Origin of the sequence: Prescottella defluvii (assembly GCF_000738775.1) — a bacterium.
Classification (GTDB): Bacteria; Actinomycetota; Actinomycetes; order Mycobacteriales; family Mycobacteriaceae; genus Prescottella; species Prescottella defluvii.
The window spans coordinates 1-20,201 of record NZ_JPOC01000011.1; the positions used below are offsets into that span (position 1 = coordinate 1).

A 20,201-nucleotide genomic window follows, 5' to 3' on the forward strand; every position below is an offset into this window, starting at 1 on the left:
ACCTGGATGTGATCGGGGTGGCCGTACCCGCCGTTGGGGTCGTAGATCGTCAACACGTCCGCCGATTCCTCGACGAGGATCTCCGCGAGCCGCGCCGCGGCGGTGTCGACGTCGACGTTGCAGAAGGCGTCCGCGTTCGCGTTCTCCGGCGTGCCCGCCATGCCCGAATCCGCGTAGTGCAGCATCACCACCCGGTGCGCGCCGAGCACGGACGTCGACGCCTCGAGCTCACGGCGGCGCCGCTGGGCGAGCGTCTCCCCGTCCGCGAGCAGACCGTCGGGGACCTCGCCGAGCGCGCCGTCGGTCGCGGTGACCACGACGACGCGATGGCCGGCGTCGGCCGCCTGCCGCATCACTCCGCCCGTCACGAACACCTCGTCGTCGGGGTGGGCATGGAAACAGACCAGAACGCTCATGCCGAGAATGCTTACACACTGGTCGCGCCGCGTGGCAAGGGTGACAAACTCTCCACCGACAACTGCTCACCGGCCGTCAGGAGAACCACCGGCAATGATCGGCACCTACCGGGAGATCTTCTCCGCCCGCGGTTCCGCCGCGTTCTCCGCCGCCGGATTCGTCGCCCGCCTGCCGATCGCGATGGTGGGCATCGGCATCGTGACGATGCTGTCGCAGTTGCGCGGCGACTACGGACTCGCCGGCGCGCTGTCCGCGGTGTTCGCGCTCGCCTACGCCGCGCTCACCCCGCTCGTGTCCCGCGCCGTCGACCGCTACGGGCAGCGGCGCGTCCTGCCGGCCGCGTCCGCGATCAGTGCCTGCGCACTGGGTGCGATGCTGCTGTGCGTCCGGTTCGAGGCCCCCGACTTCGTGCTGTTCCTGCTCGTGATCCCCGCCGGATGCATGCCGACGATCGGCGCGATGGTCCGCGCCCGGTGGACCGCGCTGTACCGCGGACAACCCCAGTTGCGCACCGCGTTCGCGTTCGAATCCGTCCTCGACGAGGTGTGTTTCATTGCCGGCCCGGTGGTTTCGGTCGGACTGTCGGTGTCGGTGTTCCCCGAGGCTGGGCCGCTGGTCGCGCTGATCCTGCTCGTGATCGGCACCTTCGCTCTCGTCGTCCAGCGTGACACCGAACCGGCGGTACGCGATCGCAGCGAGCACGTCGGGGGATCGGTGGTCCGCAACCCCGCGATGTGGGCGCTGGTGGCGGTGATGCTCGGGATGGGCACCATCTTCGGCACCGTCGACGTCGTGAGCATCGCGTTCGCGACCGAGCGCGGGACACCGGCCGTCGCGACCGTCGCCCTGGCACTGTTCGCGGGCGCGTCCGCGGTGGCCGGCGTCGTGTTCGGGGCACTGCGCCCCGGTGCGGCGCTGCGCCGCCAACTGGTGCTGGCGACCGCCGCCGTCGCCCTGCTGCTGTGGCCGCTGCTGCTGGTGGATTCGATGCTCGCCCTCACCGGGGCCCTCGCGCTCGCCGGCATCAGCGTCGCCCCCACCATGATCATCGCGACGACACTCGTCGAATCGGTGGTCCCGCACGACAAGCTCACCGAGGGCATCACCTGGACCGTGACCGGACTGGGCGTCGGCGTGGCCGTCGGCTCCGCGCTGGCCGGCCAGATGATCGATAATTTCGGCACCCGCGCAGGTTTCGCGGTGGCTGTCGCGTCCGGCGCCGTCGCGTTCGCCGTCGCACTCGGCGCCCACCTCCTGCGCCGCGCGAAGTAACCGCCCCACCTAGGGTGGCCGCATGGCCATTCGTGAAACCGTCGGCCGCGACGGCACCACCCTCGTCTACCGAACGTTCGGCAGCCTCGGCGCGCGCCCGCTGGTGCTGCTGCACGGCTGGGCGCAGTCGTCGCGCTGCTGGGGCGACGACGTCCTCGCCGCGCTGTCGGAGCAGTACCGGGTGATCGCCGTCGACCTCCGCGGACACGGCTACTCCGACGCCCCGGCCGCCGGCTACGACGACTCCGCGAACTGGGCCGGAGACGTCGACGCGGTGCTGACGGCGGAGGGCGTCACGGCTGGTGCGGTCCTGCTCGGCTGGTCGTACGGCGGCCTGGTGATCTGCGACTACCTGGCCGCGCACGGCACCGCCGCCGTCGACGGCGTGGTGTTCGTCGGCGCGATCACGAGCATCGGACGCGGCGAGGCGGGCGGCGCGGTCGGTGCGGCGATGAAGGCCGCGATCCCGGCCGCGATGGCCGGGGACCCGGAGGTCGCCGTCCCGGCACTGGGCAGCTTCGGCACCGCACTCACCGGCCCCATCGGGGACGCCGACGCCGCCAAGGGCGCGTGGTCGCAGTCACTGCTCGGCGCGGGCCTGACCACCCCGCCGCGGGTGCGGTCGGCGCTGTTCCGGCGGTCCGCGAGCCACGACGACGTGCTGCGCGGCCTCGACGTCCCGGCGCTGGTGCTGCACGGCACCGCGGACACCGTCGTCGACATCTCCGCAGGTGAGCACGCCGTCACACTGATTCCGGACGTCACCGCGTCGTACTGGGAGGGTTGCGGGCACGGCCCGTTCGTGGAGGACCCGGCGCGGTTCGTCGGCGAGGTCCGGGCATTCTGCGACGGAATCGGCGACGGGGGATCGGCGCAGGTTCCCTGCTCCGACAGGACATCCGGCGCAATTACCTCATGACAGAGCGACAAGGCAGTATGGACGCGTGACACCCAAGCACAGCAGCGCGGAACCCAAGCGGGTCGCCGTACTCTCCGTACACACGTCACCGCTGGCGCAGCCCGGCACCGGCGACGCGGGCGGAATGAACGTGTACGTGCTGCAGACCGCGATCCAACTCGCGCGTCGTGGCGTGGAGGTCGACATCTTCACGCGGGCGACGTCGTCCGCCGATCCGGTCGTGCAGGACGCCGCGCCGGGTGTGCGCGTCCGCAACGTCGCCGCCGGCCCGTACGAGGGCCTCGACAAGCACGAACTGCCCACCCAGCTGTGCGCGTTCGCGGCGGGCGTGTTGCGCGAGGAAGTGCGGCACGAGCCCGGCTACTACGACCTGGTGCACTCCCACTACTGGCTGTCCGGTCAGGTCGGGTGGCTGGCCCGCGACCGCTGGGGCGTACCGCTGATCCACACCGCGCACACCCTCGCGGCGGTGAAGAACGCCTCCCTCGCCGCCGGTGACACCCCCGAACCGGCCGCCAGGCAGATCGGTGAGCGGCAGGTGGTGGCCGAGTCCGACCGGCTGATCGCGAACACCGCCGACGAGGCCACCCAGCTCGCATCGATCTACGGGGCGTCCCCGGACAAGGTCGACGTCGTCGCACCGGGCGCCGACCTGTCGCGCTACCGGCCCGGCGACCGACTCGCGGCCCGCGCCGCCCTGGGCCTCGACCCCACCGAGACGATCGTGACGTTCGTCGGACGCATCCAGCCGCTCAAAGCCCCCGACGTTCTCCTGCGCGCCGCCGCCGAGGTGATCGCCCGCGAACCGGACCTGCCGCTGCGGGTCCTGGTGGTCGGCGGGCCGTCCGGCACGGGCCTCGAACGCCCCGACTCGCTGATCGAACTGGCCGAGGCGCTCGGCGTCCGGGCCCGCGTGACGTTCCTGCCGCCGCAACCGCCGGACCGGCTGGCCGAGGTCTACCGGGCATCGAATCTGGTTGCCGTGCCGAGTTATTCGGAGTCCTTCGGGCTGGTCGCCATCGAGGCCCAGGCCTGCGGGACACCGGTGATCGCCGCCGACGTCGGCGGGCTGGGCGTCGCGGTACGCAACCGCGAGACCGGTCTGCTCGTCAGCGGTCACCGCACCGACGACTGGGCGTCGGCGCTGCAGTCGTTGGTGACCGCGCCCGACCTGTTGGACGAGCTCGCGGCGCGCGCCCCCCGGCACGCCGAGAACTTCTCGTGGGAGCACACCGCCGACGGGCTGCTCGCGAGCTATCGCGCCGCGCGCGCGATGTACGACCGGTTCGACGGCGGCGAATTCTCCCCGCGCCGGTCGCGAGGGTTGTGGAAGTTGCGTCGGACGAGTGGAGTGCGGGCATGAGCGAACTGGAACGGACCGTGGCTGTCATCGATGCCGCGCTGAAGGAACGCGAACTCGACTACAGCCGTCACGGCGAGAACCAGTTCGTCGTCGAACTGCCCGGCGAGCACAAGCTCAAGACGACGACGATGCTCACGGTCGGCAACCACGGTGTGCGGATCGAGGCCTTCGTGTGCCGCAAGCCGGACGAGAACTTCGAGGGCGTCTACAAGTACCTGCTGCGCCGTAACCGCAGGCTGTACGGCGTGCACTACACGATCGACAAGGTCGGTGACATCTACCTGGTGGGCCGGCTGTCGTCCCGCGCGGTCGACGGCGACGAACTGGACCGTGTCCTCGGGCAGGTCCTCGAGGCCGCCGACGGCGACTTCAACGTCCTGCTCGAACTGGGGTTCGCGACGTCGATCAAGCGGGAGTGGGCCTGGCGGGTGTCGCGGGGCGAGTCGCTCGCGAACCTGCAGCCGTTCAAACACCTCGTCGAGGGCGAAGATGGGGCGGCGAACGGCCCCGGATGGGCCGTCGATCCCGGGTCTCGCTGACGTCCCGCGAGCCCTGTCCGGCCGTTATCCGGCCGAGATTCCGTGACACCGTTCACCACTTTTGCGTGATCCGAGTCACATAACGAATATGCAACGAGGCGGGTAGCCCTACCCGATTCATGGCACTTGAACTGCCACTTTTACCAGCTCATGGACCTTTTCACGTACGGGCGTCTCACAAAATCGACCCGTGACCTTTCCGTGATCGATGCCTACGGTTGTAACCAGCACGAGATCAACCAACGAACTCGAGCAAGCAACACCGGTAAGACACGCAAGACCCCGACCCGCCGCCGCTGACTCTGCCCCGCGGGATCGGAACGAGAAGACCTTTCGAGGGGCAGAGGCGAGGCCAACCAGAGCCCGGATCGATCAATCGGATCGTCCGACGGCCGCCTCGCCAGCAACATGGAGAGGATCCACCCCCCAATGGCAAAGTTCAACGTCAAGCGCACCCTCGGCACCGTCGCCGCCACCGCCGCCCTCGTCGCCGCCCCGTTCGCGATGAGCACCGGCACCGCCAACGCCGCGTCCGGCAACTGGGACGCCGTCGCACAGTGCGAGGCCAGCGGCAACTGGGCCGCCAACACCGGAAACGGCTTCTACGGCGGCCTGCAGTTCACGCAGAGCACCTGGAACGCCTTCGGCGGCTCGGGCATGGCGCACCAGAACTCCCGCGAAGAGCAGATCCGCGTCGCCGAGAACGTCCTCGCCGGCCAGGGCCGCGGCGCCTGGCCCGTGTGTGGTCAGTACCTCTGATCCCCTCGGGGTCTAGTCAGCTGAAGGGTCCCTTCGTGCGCTGCGAGCGCGCGAAGGGACCCTTCAGCTGTTTCGGGGTAGTGTCGGCCCACCTTGTGACTGTGGTCACAGGCGTATATGTTTCGGTCGGTAACGGGTAGTTCCGCCTGGTGCGCCCCCACTCGAAGGAGAGCCATGAGCTTCATCAGTCCCTTCCCCGACGTCGAGATTCCCGACCTGAGTGTGTACGACTTCCTGTTCGGCTCGATCGACGCCGCGGATCTCGACCGGCCGGCGATGATCGACGGGGCCTCGGGCGCGGTCACCGACTACCGCACGCTGATCGGGCACGTCAACGCCGTCGCGGGAGCCCTCGCGGCGCGCGGTCTGCGGGTCGGTGAGGTGGTGGGTCTGCACTCGCCCAACGTGCCGGCGTTCGCGTCGGTGTTCCACGGGATCCTGCGGGCCGGCGGCACCGCGACCACGATCAACGCGCTGTACACCGCCGACGACATCGCCAAACAACTGACCGACTCGCACGCGACGTTCCTCATCACCGTCTCGCCGCTGCTCCCGCAGGCCAAGGACGCCGCCGCCGCCGTCGGGATCGACGACGACCACCTGATCGTCCTCGACGGCGCCGAGGGGCATCCGTCGCTGCGCGACCTGCTCACCGCGGGCGCCCCGCCGCCGCAGGTGTCGTTCGACCCGGCGACGCATCTCGCGGTGCTGCCGTACTCGTCGGGCACCACCGGCCGCCCCAAGGGCGTCATGCTCACGCACCGGAACCTCGTGGCCAACGTGTGCCAGATCCACCCCCGGATGGGCATCGCATCGGACGACAAGATCCTTGCGGTGCTGCCGTTCTTCCACATCTACGGCATGACCGTGCTGCTCAACGCGGCCCTGTTCGAGCGCGCGAGCCTGGTCACGATGCCGAGATTCGACCTGGTGGAGTTCCTGCGGATCGTCGCCGAACAGAAGTGCACTTACGTCTTCGTCGCACCGCCCGTCGCGGTCGCGCTCGCCAAGCATCCCCTGGTGGACCAGTACGACCTGTCGAGCGTGCACACCATCTTCTCCGGTGCCGCACCGCTCGACGAGGAACTCGGCAAGGCCGTCGCGAACCGGTTGTCGTGCCGCGTGCGGCAGGGCTACGGCATGTCCGAGATGAGCCCGGTGTCCCACGCCATCCCGTTCGACCGCGACGACATCGCGCTCAGTTCGGTGGGCCCCACCATCGCGAACATGGAATGCAAGATCGTGGATCCGGCCACCGGTGAGGAGGTCGAGTACCCGGCCGAGGGTGTCAGCGCGCCCGGCGAACTGTGGTGCAAGGGCCCCAACATCATGATCGGGTACCTCGGCAACGAACAGGCCACCCGCGACACCCTCGACGCCGACGGCTACCTGCACACCGGTGACATCGCCACCGTCGACGCCGGCGGCGTCGTCACGATCGTCGACCGCCTCAAGGAACTGATCAAGTACAAGGGCTACCAGGTTCCGCCCGCCGAACTCGAGGCACTGCTGCTCACTCACCCGCTCATCGCCGACGCCGCCGTCATCGGGGTCCTCGACGACGAGGGCGAGGAGGTGCCCAAGGCGTTCGTCGTCCGGCAGCAGGGCGCGGACCTCGACGCGGACGGCGTCATCGCATTCGTCGCCGAGCGGGTCTCACCGCACAAGAAGGTCCGCAGGGTCGAGTTCATCGACGTGGTGCCCAAGTCCGCGGCCGGCAAGATCCTGCGCAAGGACCTGCGCGCGAGCGAGGCCGGTCGCGGCTGACGCCCGAGGCCTTTGCTTCCTCGCGGGTCAGCCGCGGGGGAGCAGGGTCCGGTCGAGGTGCCGGGTCAGGTCGTCGAGGCTCGTCGACTCGCAGCGGTATCCGAGGTTGCGGGGCTGGATGCCGACGGCCTTCGCATACTGCAGAGTCTGGGTCAGTAGATCGACGATCGCGACGTCGACGCCGCGACGGCGCGGTTCGAGAGCAGCGGTCAGGCCCACCGGGCCCGCGCCCACCACCAGGGTATCGGTGCTCTCACTGGAAACTGGCCGTCGGGCACGACCCGGGAGTTCTACGTCGAAGGCCTCGACGTCCTTGTTTCGGGATATCTGCAGGTATTCGGTGCAAGTGTGAACCTCCGACACGATGCCACTTAGGTTTACCTAAATAGATTTGTATACTGCCCGCATGTCGATTGCATGCGAGTCGCGGCCCGCGCCGGGTGCGCGGGCGGTCGCGTATCCGTACTCGATGACGACCGGAGCGCACCGGTGTCCGGTCCGGCGCTCGTGGCGACCGCACAGCCATCCCGAGCACGAACTGTTGTGGGGGCCGACGGGCGGCAGCCTGCAGGTCGCTGTCGACGGGGTCGACTGGATCGTCCCGCCCGACACCGGTCTCTGGATTCCCGCGGGACTGGTGCACGCCGTGTCGGCGGCACCGGGGACCACCTTCTACTGCACGTACTTCCGGCCCGAGGCGCGGGCGTGCCCATGGACGCGCCCAGGCCTGTTCGAGGTCAGCCCACTCCTGCGCGAGGTGCTGCTCCACATGCACCGCGAGGACATGCCGGACGAGGCGCGAGCGCGCGCGGAGCAGGTGGCGTTCGACATGCTCGCGCCGCTCGACGACCGGATCGACGTGGTGCCGCTGCCCGTCGACCCCCGGGCAAGGCTGGTCGCCGAGGCGCTGCTGGCCAACCCGGGCGACCGGCGGAGTCTCGCCGAATGGGCCGAGACGGCGGGCGCCAGCGTGCGGACGCTGACGCGGGTGTTCTCGCAGGGAACCGGAATGACGTTCGCGCAGTGGCGCACCGACGTCCGGATCCGTGCCGCCGTCCGCTACCTCGAGGCCGGCGTTCCGGTGTCGGTGGTGGGACGCCGGGTCGGCTACGACACCGCCAGTGCATTCGTCGCGGTGTTCCGGCGCGCGACGGGCCGGACGCCCGGCACCGTCCTCGCGGAGGGGCGGATCCGGTCCACCGCCTGAGTGCTCCTCACGATCGGCGGGAAGTTCTCTGCCGCAGTTCTTTTCGATCGCCCTAGCGTGGTACGACCGCAGAATCGAACGGTCGTCGAGAGGTTGCCGCCGTGCACACCGCGTTCATCCGAGTGAAGGTCTACCCCGCCCACGGCGACACGCCGCACGTCCGGGCGTTCCTCGCCGAGTTCGGTCCGGTCATCGAGCCGTGGGAGTCGAACCACACGTCGGCCCTGTCCTGACCGGAAGCGGTGTCAGCGGGCAGATTCCCAGGCCGTCCACAACCGGGCGTACGTCCCGCCCGCGGCGACGAGGTCCGCGTGCGACCCGTCCTCGACGATTCGGCCGTTCTCCACGACGAGGATCCGGTCGGCGAGTGCCGCCTGCGAAAGTCGGTGCGCCACCGTCACGGTCGTGCGACCGTGCCCCAGCGCCGCCGCCGCGCGGTCCAGCTTCCGGGAACCGGCGCTGCCGGCCTCGGCGGTCGCCTCGTCGAGGATCAGCACCGACGGATCGAGCAGGGCCACCCGGGCCAGTGCCAACTGCTGTGCCTCGGTGGCGGTCACCGTGGTGCCGCCCGCACCCACGAAGGTGGCGAGCCCGTCGGGCAGGGACCGGACCCAACCGTCCGCGCCCACCGCGGCGAGCGCTGCCGTCAACTCGTCGTCGGTGGCGTCGGGCGCCGCCAACCGGAGGTCGTCGGCGACGGTTCCGGAGAACACGTGCGTCTCCTGCGAGACCAGCACGCACGTGCGGACGGCTTCCGCGGTGGGGATGCGCCCGCGCTCCACGCCGCCGATCTCGACGCGACCGCGGACGGGGTCGTGGATGCCGGCGACCAGCTTCGCCAGCGTCGACTTCCCGGCGCCCGTCGGCCCGACCAGCGCCACGCTGCTGCCCGGCGCGATCCGGACGTCGACGTCGTCGACCACGGAACGGCCACCGGCGCGGTACGCGAACGACACCCCGTGCAGGCCGACCGAACCGTCTTCCGGCACAGCCGGATCCGACGGCTCGCCCCGACCCGGTGCGAGCGTGACGCCGACCAGGCGCGACAGCGCGATCGAACCCTCCTGGAGTTCGTCGAAGACCAGCAGTGCGGATCCGATCGGGTCGAACAGCCTGTGGAAGAACAGTGCGGCGGCGGTCGCGGCGCCGAGCGTGACCTGCCCCTGCTGCACCAGCAGGAAACCGACACCGAGGACAGCCGTGAGCCCGATCGCCTCGGCGGCGTTGAGGCGGCCGAAGAACCGGGTGCGCAGCCGAGTCGTTTGCAGGCTGAGGTCGACGGCCGCGAGGGACCGGGACTCGATGGCCCGCTCGTGAGCCTCGGCCAGGCGCAACGACCCGACGGTGTCGACATCGGTGAGCGAATCGAGCATCTGCTGGGCCCGGGCACCCTCGGCCTCGCGTTCACGACGGTAGACGGGGGCGGACGCACGCAGATACCAGCGCAGCGCACCGATCTGGACGGGTGCCGCGATCACCGCCGCCACCGCGAAGCGCCAGTCCAGTCCGGCGAGCCCCACCAGCGTCAGCCCGATCGTCAGGGTCGCCGTCGCGAACACGGGCACCGCGCGGGAGACGGCCTCGGTGACCAGGTGGACGTCGCCGGTGACGCGTGAAACGACATCGCCGTGGCCGGCGTCCTCGAGGTCCTGCAGCGGGAGGTCGAGAGCGTGGTCGACGACCTCCTCGCGCAGGTCCGCGACGAGCGTCTCGCCCACGCGCGCGATCAGGTAGTTGCTGACGGTCACCAGCATCGACTGGCCGACTGCGATGCCTGCCAGCGCCCCGCCGAGCCACCCGATCCGCCCGACCACTCCGGAACCGCCGTCGGTCACGGCGTCGACCATCGCACCGAGAACCAGTGGCGTGCACAGTCCCACCGCGGTTGCCGCGGTGAGCGCAACGACCGCGGCCACCGCCCCGACACGGTGCGGGCGCAACAGCCGCCACAGTTCGGCCCGGGTGCGGGCCGGCGACGCCGTCGGCAGGAGTATGCGTTCGGTCGTGGTCATGCGGTCACCAGCGATCGGTAGGCCCCGGCGTGGGGATTGGTTGTGGCGTCGAGCAGTTCGGCGTGGGTGCCCTCGACCGTGCCGTCGCCGGAGAGGACGACGACGCGGTCACAGATCCCGAGCAGTGCGGGACTCGTGGTGAGCAACAGCGTCGCGCCGCCGCGGCGATGCCGTCTGATGCCGTCCGCGATCCGGGCCTCGGTAACCGAGTCCACCGCGGTCGTCGGATCGTGCAGGACGAGGACGGGTGGGTCGGCGGCGAGGGCTCGCGCGAGCGCGACTCGCTGGCGCTGGCCACCGGAGAGGGAACGCCCCTGTTCCGAGACCGGTGTGTCCAGTCCGTCTGGCAGTGCCGTCTCGATCTCGTCGACCGCCGCGGCCGTCACCGCCGCGGCCAGGTCGGCGCCCGGCCGTGCGGCGGCCGCGACGTTGTCGGCGACGGACCCGGAGAAGAGGGCCGAATCATGAGGTGGCGCAAAGATTGTGGCGCGGAGTTCGTCGATCGCTAGTAGATCGACCGGGGTGTCGTCGATCGAAACGGTTCCGGACAGCGGGTTGATCCGTCGTGCGAGGACGTCGATCAGATCCTTCGCCTGTCGACCGTCTTCGGTGACGACGCCGACGATCTCGCCGCAGCGGACGGTGAGGCTCACCCCGGCGAGGCTGTCGGTCGTCACGCGGTCGACGGTGACGACGGAGGTGTCCGCGACGCTGCCCGGGTCGGCTGCCGGCGCGACCGCCGAGCCGGTGCCCAGCAACCGGGCGACGCGTCCCGCGGACGCTCGGGCACGGGCGAGGCCGGCGCCGAAGTAGGCGACGTCCACGAGTGGGCCCTGCAGGAACTGGGCCAGGCCGACGACCGCGATCAACTGCCCCACCGAGATCGATCCGGAGATCGCCATGCGGGCCCCGACGAACGCGATCAACGCCAGGAAACCGCTGCCCACGAGGGTGTTCGCTCCGGAGTACAGGGACTGTGCCCGTTGGGTCCGCATGGTGGCGGCCAGTGCGCCGCGGCTCGCGGCGCGGTACCGCTGCTCGGCCTGCGGGGCAGCGCCGAGGCCGACGAGCACCCGCAGCCCCCCGATCAGGTCGGTGGCAACGGCGCCGGCGCGCGCGCCCTCGGCCTGATCGGCCGCACTGCGGCGCTCGAGCGGTTTCGCGAGCCACTGCATCAGCAGCAGCACTGGGGGCGTGGCCAGCAGGACGAGCAGACCCAGCGGAATCGAGATGAGCAGCAGCGACACCGCTGCGGTGAGGACACCGAGGGCGGCGGCCAGCTTGGTCGACAGCGTGTGCGTGAAGCCGGCGACCGCACCCGCGTCGGAGGTGGCGATCGAATACACCTCGCCGGGTGGGCGGCGCGGGCTCATGCCGTGCGGGTCGAGCGTCCGTCGGGTGATCGCCATCCGGAGCGAGTGCGCGCCGTGCTCGTTGACCTTCATCGCGGTGCGTGCCGCGAGTCGCCAGCTCAGGGTCAGGCCGGCGAACAGCACCGCAATCACCAGTACCCACCGTCCGAACGCGGCGCCGTCGCCGGTCGCGACCGCGCGGTCGATCGTGGCACCGATGACGACCGGGACCAGGGCCTCGGCCACTTGGTGGCCGGTGAACCCCGCCGACGCACCGGCGAGCAGGCGGGCGCGGCCGTCGGCGGTGATCGCCGCGCGGATCACCGATCGTGGGGTCGGGGAGGGAGACTTCGCGAAGGCCGTGGATGTCGTGGATGTCGCGGATGTTTCGGTGTCGGGCACGGCGGCCACGTTAGGGACCAGCCTGCGGCCTCGGTAGCAACGAAACGGCCAGTGGCTGTCGTGATGTGGACATTCGGCGAGATGTGGCCGATTTGCGATATCGGTTGGCGTGTTCGCGCAGTTCAGGGCATCGCGCTGCCGAGACTCCTCCCGTACTTTCAGGTGAGGCTTACCTCGCCTGCCGGTGCCCGTCCGGCGGGGCCGTACCTCTGGAGAACGCTGTGACCTCACTTCTGACGCCTGCTCCCGTAGCGCCGCCGCATGTCGATGCGGACGCCGTGGATCGACAGTGGGCCGAGCTGACCGCAGCGCTGTCGCGCCGGGGCTTCCTGGGGGCCATCGCCCTCGGAGCGACGGCGTTCACCGTCGGATGCGGAACGTCGTCCGGATCGGACATCGCTGACGCCGCGACCCGGACCGTGACCACCCCGCTCGGAACCTACGACATCCCGGTCGCGCCGCAGCGGGTGGTCGTGATCGATTCCCGGCTCGATCTGGAACCGGCCCTGGCTCTGGAACTTCCGGTGATCGCAACCAGCTACGACACCCCGGCACCCTGGCTGCCGCCGGTCGACACTCGCGTGCTCGCGGCGCCCGTCGATCTCGAGGAGGTGTTGGGACTCGCACCGGACCTGATCGTGTGTGTCAACCTCGACAGCGAAATGTGGCCTGCGCCCAAGCTGCTCGACATCGCACCCGTTATCACCACCGAGTTCACGGTTCCCTGGAAGGAGAACCTGACCCGGTTGGCTGACTGGCTGGGACGCACCGCGACCTTCGACCGCGTTCTGTCCGAGTACGACGCGGTGGCGGCAGCGTTCCGCGCCCGGCACCGGGACACGCTCGCGCGCGCCCGCTTCGGGATCGTCAGCCTGCAACAGGACCAGTTCTACCTGGTCCACAACGGTGGCTCGCGCCTCCCGCCGCAGGTACTCGCGGATGTCGGTGGGACGCTCGGCAGTATCGGTGGGCTTTCCGACTCCGACAGCTTCGGGATGGAGTCGCTCGAACTGCTGGACGGCCTGGACGGGCTGATCGTGCTCGCTCCGCGCGGCGATCTCGGCGCACTGGCCAGCGACGTGCTGTGGCAGCGCGTCCCCGCCGTGGCGGCCGGACGCGTCCAGGCGATCGATCAGCGGCTGCAGTTCGGATCGGTGTACTCCGCCATCGAACTCGTCGCCCAGTTCGACACCCTTCTTTCCCGGCTCGGCTGAGCCACAACACCTTTCCGAAACGAGGCTCTACTCTCATGGAACTGTTCCGTGCCACCGTCGTCGACGCCACCGCCCTCACCCCGGGAATGGTCCGGATCGTCTTCGGCGGTCTGAACGGGTTCACGTCCGCCGGGATCGGCGACGAATACCTGCGCCTGCACTTTCCGGTGCCGGCGACGGGAGAGTTCGTCCTGCCGGAGATCGACCCGAATGCCACGAACGGTCGCGGATGGATCTACCCGGAGGGCAAGGAACCCTCACCGTGCCAGCCGTACACCGTCCGGCGCTTCGACGGCGAGCGCGGCGAGATGACGATCGACTTCGTCGTCCACGAGGGCGGCGTGGCCAGCGATTGGGCCCAGTCCGCGCAGCCCGGCGACGTGCTGTACCTCGGCGAGTCCCGCGGTCTGTACGAACCACCGGCTCACACCGACTGGCAGATCTTCGTCACCGACGCCACCGGACTGCCGGCGCTGGGACGCCTCGTGGAGGAGCTGCCCGCGCACGTGCGGGCCACCGCGGTCGTCGAGGTCGCCGATCCGAGCCACGAGCAGCGGATCGAGACCTCGGCCGACGTCGAGTTCGTGTGGCTGCACGGCACCGGCAACGGCATCGCCGCCAGCGCGCTGCCGGAAGCGATTCGCCGCCTGGGCATCCCGGAGGGGACCGGCTACGTCTGGGTCGCGGGGGAGTCGACGATGCTCCGCGACATCCGCAAGTACCTGCGCCACGACCTCGGGCTTCCGGCCGACGCCTACAAGGTGATCGGGTACTGGACGTACAAGGCGGAGGAGTGGCGGGCGCGCTACGACGCCCTCGACGAGACCGTCAAGGCGCGCCTGGACGCGGTATGGGACGACACCGACCGCGACGAGGAGGACATCCGTGACGAGGTGGACCGGACGCTGGAGAACGCGGGATTGTGACCACCACCGTCTCGACCGAGGGGGAAGTTCGTAGCGAGAAGCCGGAGACGGCGGAGCGGGCGCAGGGTCTCGCCCGCACCAACGCCCGCCGGACCGCGGGGCTGCTCGTGTGCGCGGCGGTGCTCGTCATCGTGGTTCTCGCGAGCATCGCGGTGGGCTCCAAGGGGATTCCGCTGGGCACCGTGATGGACGCCCTCGTGCACTTCGACGACTCCAACGATCACGTGATCGTGCGCGAGCTGCGCGTGCCCCGCACCGTGCTGGGCCTGCTGGTCGGTGCCGCGCTCGGGATCGCGGGCGCACTGATCCAGGCCATGACGCGCAATCCGCTGGCCGATCCCGGGATCCTCGGCGTCAACGCGGGCGCCGGGTTCGCCGTGGTGATCGCCGTCGCGGTGTTCGGTCTCACCAGCATCTGGTCGTACATCTGGTTCGCGTTTCTCGGCGCCGTGGTCGCGACGGTGGTGGTGTACGCGCTGGGGTCGGTCGGGCGAGGCGGTGCGACACCCGTCCGGCTCACCCTGGCCGGTGTCGCGATCGGATCGGTGCTCGGTGGTGTCTCGTCGGGGATCACGCTGCTCGATCCGTCGGCGTTCGACCAGATGCGCAACTGGAACGCCGGGAGCCTGTCGGGTCGGTCGATGGAGGTCGCGCTCGGGGTGTCGCCCTTCATCGCCGTGGGTCTCGTGCTCGCTCTCGTCATCGCCCGTCCGCTCAACGCGGTCGCCCTGGGCGACGACCTGGCCCGCACTCTCGGTGCGCAAATCCTGCGTACCCGCGTGGTGGGCGTGATCGCGGTGACGCTGCTGTGCGGCGCCGCCACCGCGGCGGCCGGTCCGATCGGGTTCGTCGGGCTGATGGTGCCGCACGTCGCGCGGTGGTTCGTCGGGCCCGACCAGCGGTGGATCCTGCCGTACACCGTGGTGTGCGCGCCGATTCTGCTGCTCACCTCGGACATCCTGGGCCGCATCGTGATCCGGCCCGGCGAGCTGCAGGTCGGAGTGGTGACCGCGTTCGTCGGCGCGCCCGTCCTGATCTGGTTGGTCCGACGACGCAAGGTGAGTGGGCTGTGAGCACCGAGACCGAGACCCGGATCGATTTCGGCCGGCGTACGCGCGTCGTCCGTCCCGGCCCGTGGTCGGGCCGCATCGACGTGCGGACTACCGTCGTCTGTCTCGTGCTGGCCGCGATCACGGCGGCCGTCGCGGTGCTCGCGCTCGGGAGCGGCGACTACTACGTGCCCCCGGGGCAGGTGGTGCAGGCACTGTTCGGGGACGTCCCGGCGCGCATCCACATGGTGGTGGTCGAATGGCGCCTGCCGCGCGTGCTGCTGGCGATCCTGCTCGGTGCCGCACTCGGGATGAGCGGCGCGATCTTCCAGTCCCTCACGCGTAACCCGCTCGGCAGCCCCGACATCATCGGCTTCAACTCCGGCGCCTACACCGGCGCGCTCGTGGTGATCCTCATCGTCGGCGGGAGCTACTACCAGGTGGGCGCCGGCGCGCTGATCGGCGGTATCGCCACCGCGGCCGCGGTGTACCTGCTGGCCTACAAGCGGGGCGTGCAGGGCTTCCGGCTCATCATCGTCGGCATCGGCATCAGCGCGATGCTCGCGTCGGTCAACACGTGGCTGATCCTCAAGGCCGACCTCGAGACTGCGATGTCCGCGGCGGTGTGGGGTGCCGGCTCGCTCGGCTCGCTCGGCTGGAGCCAGGTGGGGCCGGTGACGGTCCTGCTGCTCGTCCTGGTGCCGGCGATCCTGATGCTGGGCAGGCGGATGCGGATGCTCGAGATGGGCGACGACGCCGCCAGGGCGCTCGGCGTGCGGGCCGAACCGACCCGGCTGGGCCTGGTGGTCCTCGGCGTCGCACTCACCGCGATGGTGACCGCCGCCGCGGGACCGATCGGCTTCGTCTCGCTCGCCGCCCCGCAGCTGGCACGCCGACTGACCCGCAGTGCCGGGGTGGCGCTGGTGCCCGCCGCGGTGATGGGTGCCGCGCTGCTGACGGTCAGCGACTTCGTGGCCCAGCGCGCCTTCGCGCCGCACCAGTTGCCGGTCGGCGTGGTCACGGTGTCGATCGGCGGCGTGTACTTCGCATGGCTGCTCGCACGGGAGGCGCGTAAACAGTGACCGATCGAACCAGTGTGCTGACGAGGAACGAGATGACCAGCAAGACAGTGGAAGCCGCGGCGACGCCCAACCGGCTGCGCGCGGAGGACCTCACCATCGGTTACGACAAGCGGGTGATCTCCGAACACCTCGACGTCGAGATCCCGGACGGTGGTTTCACGGTGATCGTGGGGCCGAACGCGTGCGGCAAGTCGACGTTGCTGCGCGGGCTCTCGCGGCTGTTGACGCCACAGTCGGGAAGCGTGCTGCTCGACGGCCGCGCGATCTCGTCGTACCCGGCGAAGGAGGTGGCACGTCGGCTGGGGCTGCTGCCGCAGACCTCGATCGCGCCGGACGGCATCACCGTCGCCGATCTCGTTGCCCGTGGACGGTATCCGCACCAGAAACTGTTGCGGCAGTGGTCCGGAGAGGACGAGGATGCCGTCGTCGGCGCGATGGCAGCGACCCGCGTGACGGAACTGTCGGCGCGGCTGGTCGACGAACTGTCCGGCGGACAGCGCCAGCGGGTCTGGGTCGCGATGGTGCTGGCGCAGCAGACCCCGCTCATCCTGCTCGACGAGCCCACCACGTTCCTCGACATCGCGCACCAGATCGAACTGCTCGAGCTGTGCCGCGAACTCAACGAGACCAGCGGCCGGACCCTTGTCGCGGTGCTGCACGACCTCAACCACGCGTGCCGCTACGCGAGCCACATCATCGCCATGAAGGACGGTGCGATCGTCGCCGAGGGCGCGCCCTCGGACATCGTCACCGAGCATCTCGTCGAGGACGTCTTCGGCCTGCCGTGCCGCATCATCGACGACCCCGTCACCCACACACCGCTCGTGATTCCCCTCGGGCGGCCGCGAACCTCTGAAGGAGTGTCATGACCACACTGCTCGCGAATCATTCTGTATCCGAACAGGAGTGGGCCGAGATCGTGGACCGGCTGAGCCGGCGTCGCTTCCTCGGGATCGGCGCCGGAGTGGTCGCCACCGTCGCCCTGGCGGGATGCTCCACCGCGGAGTCGACGCCGACTGCCGAGACCGTGTCGTACGGATGGGGCGACTTCGCCGGCCAGGTCCCGAAGGACCCTCAGCGCGTCGTCGTGCTCGACGGCCGCGTCGATCTCGAGTTCGCGCTGATGATGGGATACCCGATCGTCGGATCCGGCAACTCGTGGTTCCCTAACCAGCCCATCGGATTCCAGTTCCCGGGCCGCACCGTCGTCGGGGCCCAGCCTGTGAACAACGCCGGCAGCTACACGATCAACTACGAGGCGCTACTCGACCTCGAACCCGATCTGATCGTCATGACCCAGATCGGCTACAAAAGCGACTGGTACGGCAACGAGCGGCTCGCGGCCATCGCGCCGCTGCTCGTGGTGGGCGACGACGTCCCGCGGACCGGCGGCGGGCCCGTCGACTGGCGCGGAGCCCTCACCGGCCAGGCCACACAATTGGGGCGTACCCGGGAGACCGAGGCCGCCGTCGCCGGATACGGCGACAGACTCGCGCAGCTGCGGCCGTTGTTGCAGGAAAGATTGGGCGGCAAGAAGATCGCGCTGTGTGTGTACACCGAGTCGGGAGTCCTGGTGCACCAGCGGACGCTCACCACCAGCGTCGGCATCGACGCCGGACTCGAGCTGGCGTTCCGCGACGACCACAACGCCGACAACTCGATCGAGCTGTCCCTCGAGCAACTCGACCAGCTGTCCGACGTCGACTTGATCATCGTGCAGTCCGCGAAGGCCGGAGCCGTTCCTCCGACCAGCGTCAGCCCGACGTGGCTGCGGCTGCCCGCGGTGCAGGCCGGCAATGTGATCACCACCGACGCCCGCTACAACCAGGGCTTCGCCCTCACGGCGACGATCTTCCTCGACGTCCTCGAACAGGGCGCGCACATGTTCTGACCGGCACTCCGCACACGACTCGGCCCCCGGGAGTCCTTCACCGGGGGCCGAGTCTCGTTCGAGGTCAGGCGACCTCGCGGGCGTTCTCCATCACCGTGGCCAGCTCCGCGAACCACGCCGCGTAGTTGCCGTAGGTGTTGGGGCGCTTGTCGTCCCAGTCGATGACCTGCCCGGCCGTGACGGCGGGCAGGCGGACGAAGATCGGGGAGGCGGCGAACGTTTCGTGGGACTGCACGTACCGCATCACGATGTCGGCAGGGTAGGACGGCACCTGCTCCCAGCTCAGGTCGGCCCATCCCTTGTCGCCGTCCGGTCCGGTGAAGTTCACGCCCAGCCCGCTCAGGTAGCTGAGTTGGGCGAGCTTGGTGGTCCCCGCGTACAGCGAGCTGCTGTCGCCGTTGAGGGGCAGCAGCGAGATGCTGGGTCGCTCGGCGGCAACCTTGCGAATGCGGTCGGAGTTCGTGTCGAACGCGGCCCTGTCCGACGTGGCGGCATCGCCGTCGACATCCTCGCCGAGCGCGGCGGCCAGGTCGCGGTACTCGGCGAGCACGTCCGGCAGCGGGACACCCGAGAACTTCACGGCCGTGAACGGTGCGACGCTGTTGACCTTCTGGGCCATCGGTTCGTCCCACCACGTCCAGGACGTCGGATCGTCGGAGTTCCCGTAACCGATCACGAGATCCGGGTCGAGGTCGGCGAGGGCCTCCATGTTCATTTCGCCGTCGGTACCGACGACCTTCATCGTCGCTACGTCGGCGTTGCCGGTGGCCTGCCCTCCTGTGATGCCGTAGCCGAAGATCCCGGCAGGACGGATGCCGTAGTCCCACAGCGCGGCGGCGGAGTAGGCGTCGACGACGATTCGCTGGGGCGCCGCGTCCAGAGAGACGGTGTTGCCGTAGCCGGTCGTGTAACTCCAGCCGGCGGAGGCGGAGGCGGGTGCGGACTCTGCCGACGAGCAGCCTGCCGCGACGACCGCGGCGGCACTGAGGAGAGCGGCGATCGCGGCCGCGCGGGGGAATCTCATGACGAACCTCTCGAGTAGATATAGGCATGGCTAACCTAACTCGAGTTGCCCGGTTCGGGGTGCGCTACGTCGCACGACCGGCGGGGATGCGGACGGGTCGCGCGAGCGCGAATACCCGTCATGCCAGGATTGACGGCATGAGTACCGGAACACTTGTGCTGCTCCGCCACGGCGAGAGCGAATGGAACGCGCTGAACCTGTTCACCGGCTGGGTGGACGTGCACCTCACCGACAAGGGCATGGCCGAGGGCAAGCGGGCCGGTGAACTGCTCGCCGAGCACAACCTGCTCCCGGACGTCCTGTACACGTCGCTGCTGCGTCGCGCGATCAGCACCGCGAACCTCGCACTCGACGCGTGCGATCGCCACTGGATCCCCGTCGTGCGGGACTGGCGTCTCAACGAGCGCCACTACGGCGCGCTGCAGGGCAAGAACAAGGCCCAGACGAAGGCCGAGTTCGGCGAGGACCAGTTCATGCTGTGGCGTCGCAGCTACGACACCCCGCCGCCTGCGATCGAGGCCGGCAGCGAGTACAGCCAGGACCAGGACGTGCGTTACGCCGACCTGCCCGAGGTCCCGCTGACCGAGTGCCTCCTCGACGTCGTCAAGCGCCTCATCCCGTACTGGGACGAGACGATCGCGGCCGACCTGAAGGCCGGCAAGACCGTCCTGGTCACCGCGCACGGCAACTCGCTGCGCGCACTGGTCAAGCACCTCGACGGCATCTCCGACGAGGACATCGCGGGCCTGAACATTCCGACCGGCATCCCGCTGCGTTACGACCTGGACGAGAACCTGAAGCCGCTGAACCCGGGCGGAACGTACCTCGATCCCGCCGCGGCCGCCGCCGGTGCCGCCGCCGTCGCGAACCAGGGCGCCAAGTAGTCCCTCGCCCGAGCCTCACACCCCGCGTTCTGCGCACTTGTCGCGACAACGGACCCCTGCGGGTCCGCGACAAGTGCGCAGAACGCGGGGTTCTCTGCGTCCGGACCGCGACAAGTGCGCAA

20 protein-coding genes are annotated in these 20,201 nt (G+C 69.7%); 15 read left to right on the forward strand and 5 right to left on the reverse strand.

Annotated features, from left to right (window positions below):
* On the reverse strand, positions 1 to 416 hold a 416-nt coding region (locus tag IJ15_RS0104835), incomplete at its 3' end, for a PIG-L family deacetylase (RefSeq protein WP_031937217.1).
* A gap of 94 nt (positions 417 to 510) precedes the next feature.
* On the opposite strand from IJ15_RS0104835, the gene IJ15_RS0104840 reads away from it, so the two are divergent.
* The 6 genes from IJ15_RS0104840 to IJ15_RS0104865 all read left to right on the forward strand — a co-directional run bounded on the left by IJ15_RS0104840 (position 511) and on the right by IJ15_RS0104865 (position 7,036).
* Entirely contained in the window at positions 511 to 1,689 is a 1,179-nt protein-coding gene (locus IJ15_RS0104840) for an MFS transporter (protein WP_031937218.1), read from the forward strand.
* Positions 1,690 to 1,711: 22 nt separating this feature from the next.
* Complete coding sequence (locus IJ15_RS0104845) at positions 1,712 to 2,608, forward strand: alpha/beta fold hydrolase (RefSeq protein WP_031937219.1); 897 nt, start codon at positions 1,712 to 1,714, stop codon at positions 2,606 to 2,608.
* Positions 2,609 to 2,633: 25 nt separating this feature from the next.
* Positions 2,634 to 3,971, forward strand: coding sequence for a D-inositol-3-phosphate glycosyltransferase (mshA, locus tag IJ15_RS0104850; protein WP_031937220.1), 1,338 nt, complete (start codon positions 2,634 to 2,636; stop codon positions 3,969 to 3,971).
* Positions 3,968 to 4,510, forward strand: a complete 543-nt coding sequence (locus IJ15_RS0104855; protein ID WP_051918506.1) for a type III secretion system chaperone family protein — start codon at positions 3,968 to 3,970, stop codon at positions 4,508 to 4,510. Before mshA ends, IJ15_RS0104855 begins: the two co-directional genes overlap by 4 nt.
* 429 nt (positions 4,511 to 4,939) lie before the next feature.
* Positions 4,940 to 5,269, forward strand: a complete 330-nt coding sequence (locus IJ15_RS0104860; protein ID WP_031937222.1) for a transglycosylase family protein — start codon at positions 4,940 to 4,942, stop codon at positions 5,267 to 5,269.
* Between the two features lie 174 nt (positions 5,270 to 5,443).
* The gene (locus IJ15_RS0104865) at positions 5,444 to 7,036 is read left to right on the forward strand and encodes an AMP-binding protein (RefSeq protein ID WP_031937223.1); all 1,593 of its coding nucleotides are present in this window, start codon (positions 5,444 to 5,446) and stop codon (positions 7,034 to 7,036) included.
* Positions 7,037 to 7,063: 27 nt separating this feature from the next.
* Here IJ15_RS0104865 and IJ15_RS27040 read toward each other — a convergent pair whose 3' ends face one another.
* Positions 7,064 to 7,399 (reverse strand): FAD-dependent monooxygenase, encoded by a 336-nt coding sequence (locus IJ15_RS27040; protein ID WP_407984012.1) that lies wholly within the window; start codon positions 7,397 to 7,399, stop codon positions 7,064 to 7,066.
* A 43-nt stretch (positions 7,400 to 7,442) separates the two neighbouring features.
* On the opposite strand from IJ15_RS27040, the gene IJ15_RS0104875 reads away from it, so the two are divergent.
* Both IJ15_RS0104875 and IJ15_RS26910 read left to right on the forward strand, forming a co-directional pair.
* Entirely contained in the window at positions 7,443 to 8,243 is an 801-nt protein-coding gene (locus IJ15_RS0104875; protein WP_031937225.1) for a helix-turn-helix domain-containing protein, read from the forward strand.
* A gap of 101 nt (positions 8,244 to 8,344) precedes the next feature.
* Positions 8,345 to 8,476, forward strand: coding sequence for a hypothetical protein (locus IJ15_RS26910; RefSeq protein WP_269321473.1), 132 nt, complete (start codon positions 8,345 to 8,347; stop codon positions 8,474 to 8,476).
* 12 nt (positions 8,477 to 8,488) lie between these two features.
* Here the strand turns inward: IJ15_RS26910 and IJ15_RS0104885 are convergent, their stop codons facing one another.
* Together IJ15_RS0104885 and IJ15_RS0104890 are read right to left on the reverse strand one after the other, a co-directional pair.
* Positions 8,489 to 10,255: an ABC transporter ATP-binding protein gene (locus IJ15_RS0104885; RefSeq protein ID WP_031937226.1), complete on the reverse strand. Its 1,767-nt coding sequence runs from the start codon at positions 10,253 to 10,255 to the stop codon at positions 8,489 to 8,491.
* Positions 10,252 to 12,009 carry an ABC transporter ATP-binding protein gene (locus tag IJ15_RS0104890; RefSeq protein ID WP_051918509.1) on the reverse strand — a complete coding sequence of 586 codons (1,758 nt, stop codon included), beginning with the start codon at positions 12,007 to 12,009 and terminating at the stop codon, positions 10,252 to 10,254. The genes IJ15_RS0104885 and IJ15_RS0104890 overlap by 4 nt, the downstream gene beginning before the upstream one ends.
* Positions 12,010 to 12,230: 221 nt before the next feature.
* On the opposite strand from IJ15_RS0104890, the gene IJ15_RS0104900 reads away from it, so the two are divergent.
* Genes IJ15_RS0104900 through IJ15_RS0104925 form a run of 6 tightly spaced genes read left to right on the forward strand, consistent with a single transcriptional unit; the run spans position 12,231 to position 18,171 of the window.
* Entirely contained in the window at positions 12,231 to 13,223 is a 993-nt protein-coding gene (locus IJ15_RS0104900; protein ID WP_197059748.1) for an ABC transporter substrate-binding protein, read from the forward strand.
* 35 nt (positions 13,224 to 13,258) lie between these two features.
* Positions 13,259 to 14,149 carry a siderophore-interacting protein gene (locus tag IJ15_RS0104905; protein ID WP_031937229.1) on the forward strand — a complete coding sequence of 297 codons (891 nt, stop codon included), beginning with the start codon at positions 13,259 to 13,261 and terminating at the stop codon, positions 14,147 to 14,149.
* Complete coding sequence (locus IJ15_RS0104910; protein WP_031937230.1) at positions 14,146 to 15,222, forward strand: Fe(3+)-siderophore ABC transporter permease; 1,077 nt, start codon at positions 14,146 to 14,148, stop codon at positions 15,220 to 15,222. The genes IJ15_RS0104905 and IJ15_RS0104910 overlap by 4 nt, the downstream gene beginning before the upstream one ends.
* Positions 15,219 to 16,280, forward strand: coding sequence for an iron-enterobactin ABC transporter permease (fepG, locus tag IJ15_RS0104915; protein ID WP_051918507.1), 1,062 nt, complete (start codon positions 15,219 to 15,221; stop codon positions 16,278 to 16,280). Before IJ15_RS0104910 ends, fepG begins: the two co-directional genes overlap by 4 nt.
* 32 nt (positions 16,281 to 16,312) lie before the next feature.
* On the forward strand, positions 16,313 to 17,149 hold the full coding sequence (locus IJ15_RS0104920) for an ABC transporter ATP-binding protein (protein ID WP_051918510.1): 837 nt from the start codon (positions 16,313 to 16,315) through the stop codon (positions 17,147 to 17,149).
* Positions 17,146 to 18,171, forward strand: a complete 1,026-nt coding sequence (locus tag IJ15_RS0104925; RefSeq protein WP_031937233.1) for an ABC transporter substrate-binding protein — start codon at positions 17,146 to 17,148, stop codon at positions 18,169 to 18,171. Before IJ15_RS0104920 ends, IJ15_RS0104925 begins: the two co-directional genes overlap by 4 nt.
* A 64-nt stretch (positions 18,172 to 18,235) precedes the next feature.
* Here IJ15_RS0104925 and IJ15_RS0104930 read toward each other — a convergent pair whose 3' ends face one another.
* Complete coding sequence (locus IJ15_RS0104930) at positions 18,236 to 19,195, reverse strand: ABC transporter substrate-binding protein (RefSeq protein ID WP_051918508.1); 960 nt, start codon at positions 19,193 to 19,195, stop codon at positions 18,236 to 18,238.
* Positions 19,196 to 19,323: 128 nt separating this feature from the next.
* Between IJ15_RS0104930 and IJ15_RS0104935 the strand changes: the two genes are divergently transcribed.
* On the forward strand, positions 19,324 to 20,079 hold the full coding sequence (locus tag IJ15_RS0104935; protein WP_197059749.1) for a phosphoglyceromutase: 756 nt from the start codon (positions 19,324 to 19,326) through the stop codon (positions 20,077 to 20,079).
* The last annotated feature ends 122 nt before the right edge of the window (positions 20,080 to 20,201 follow it).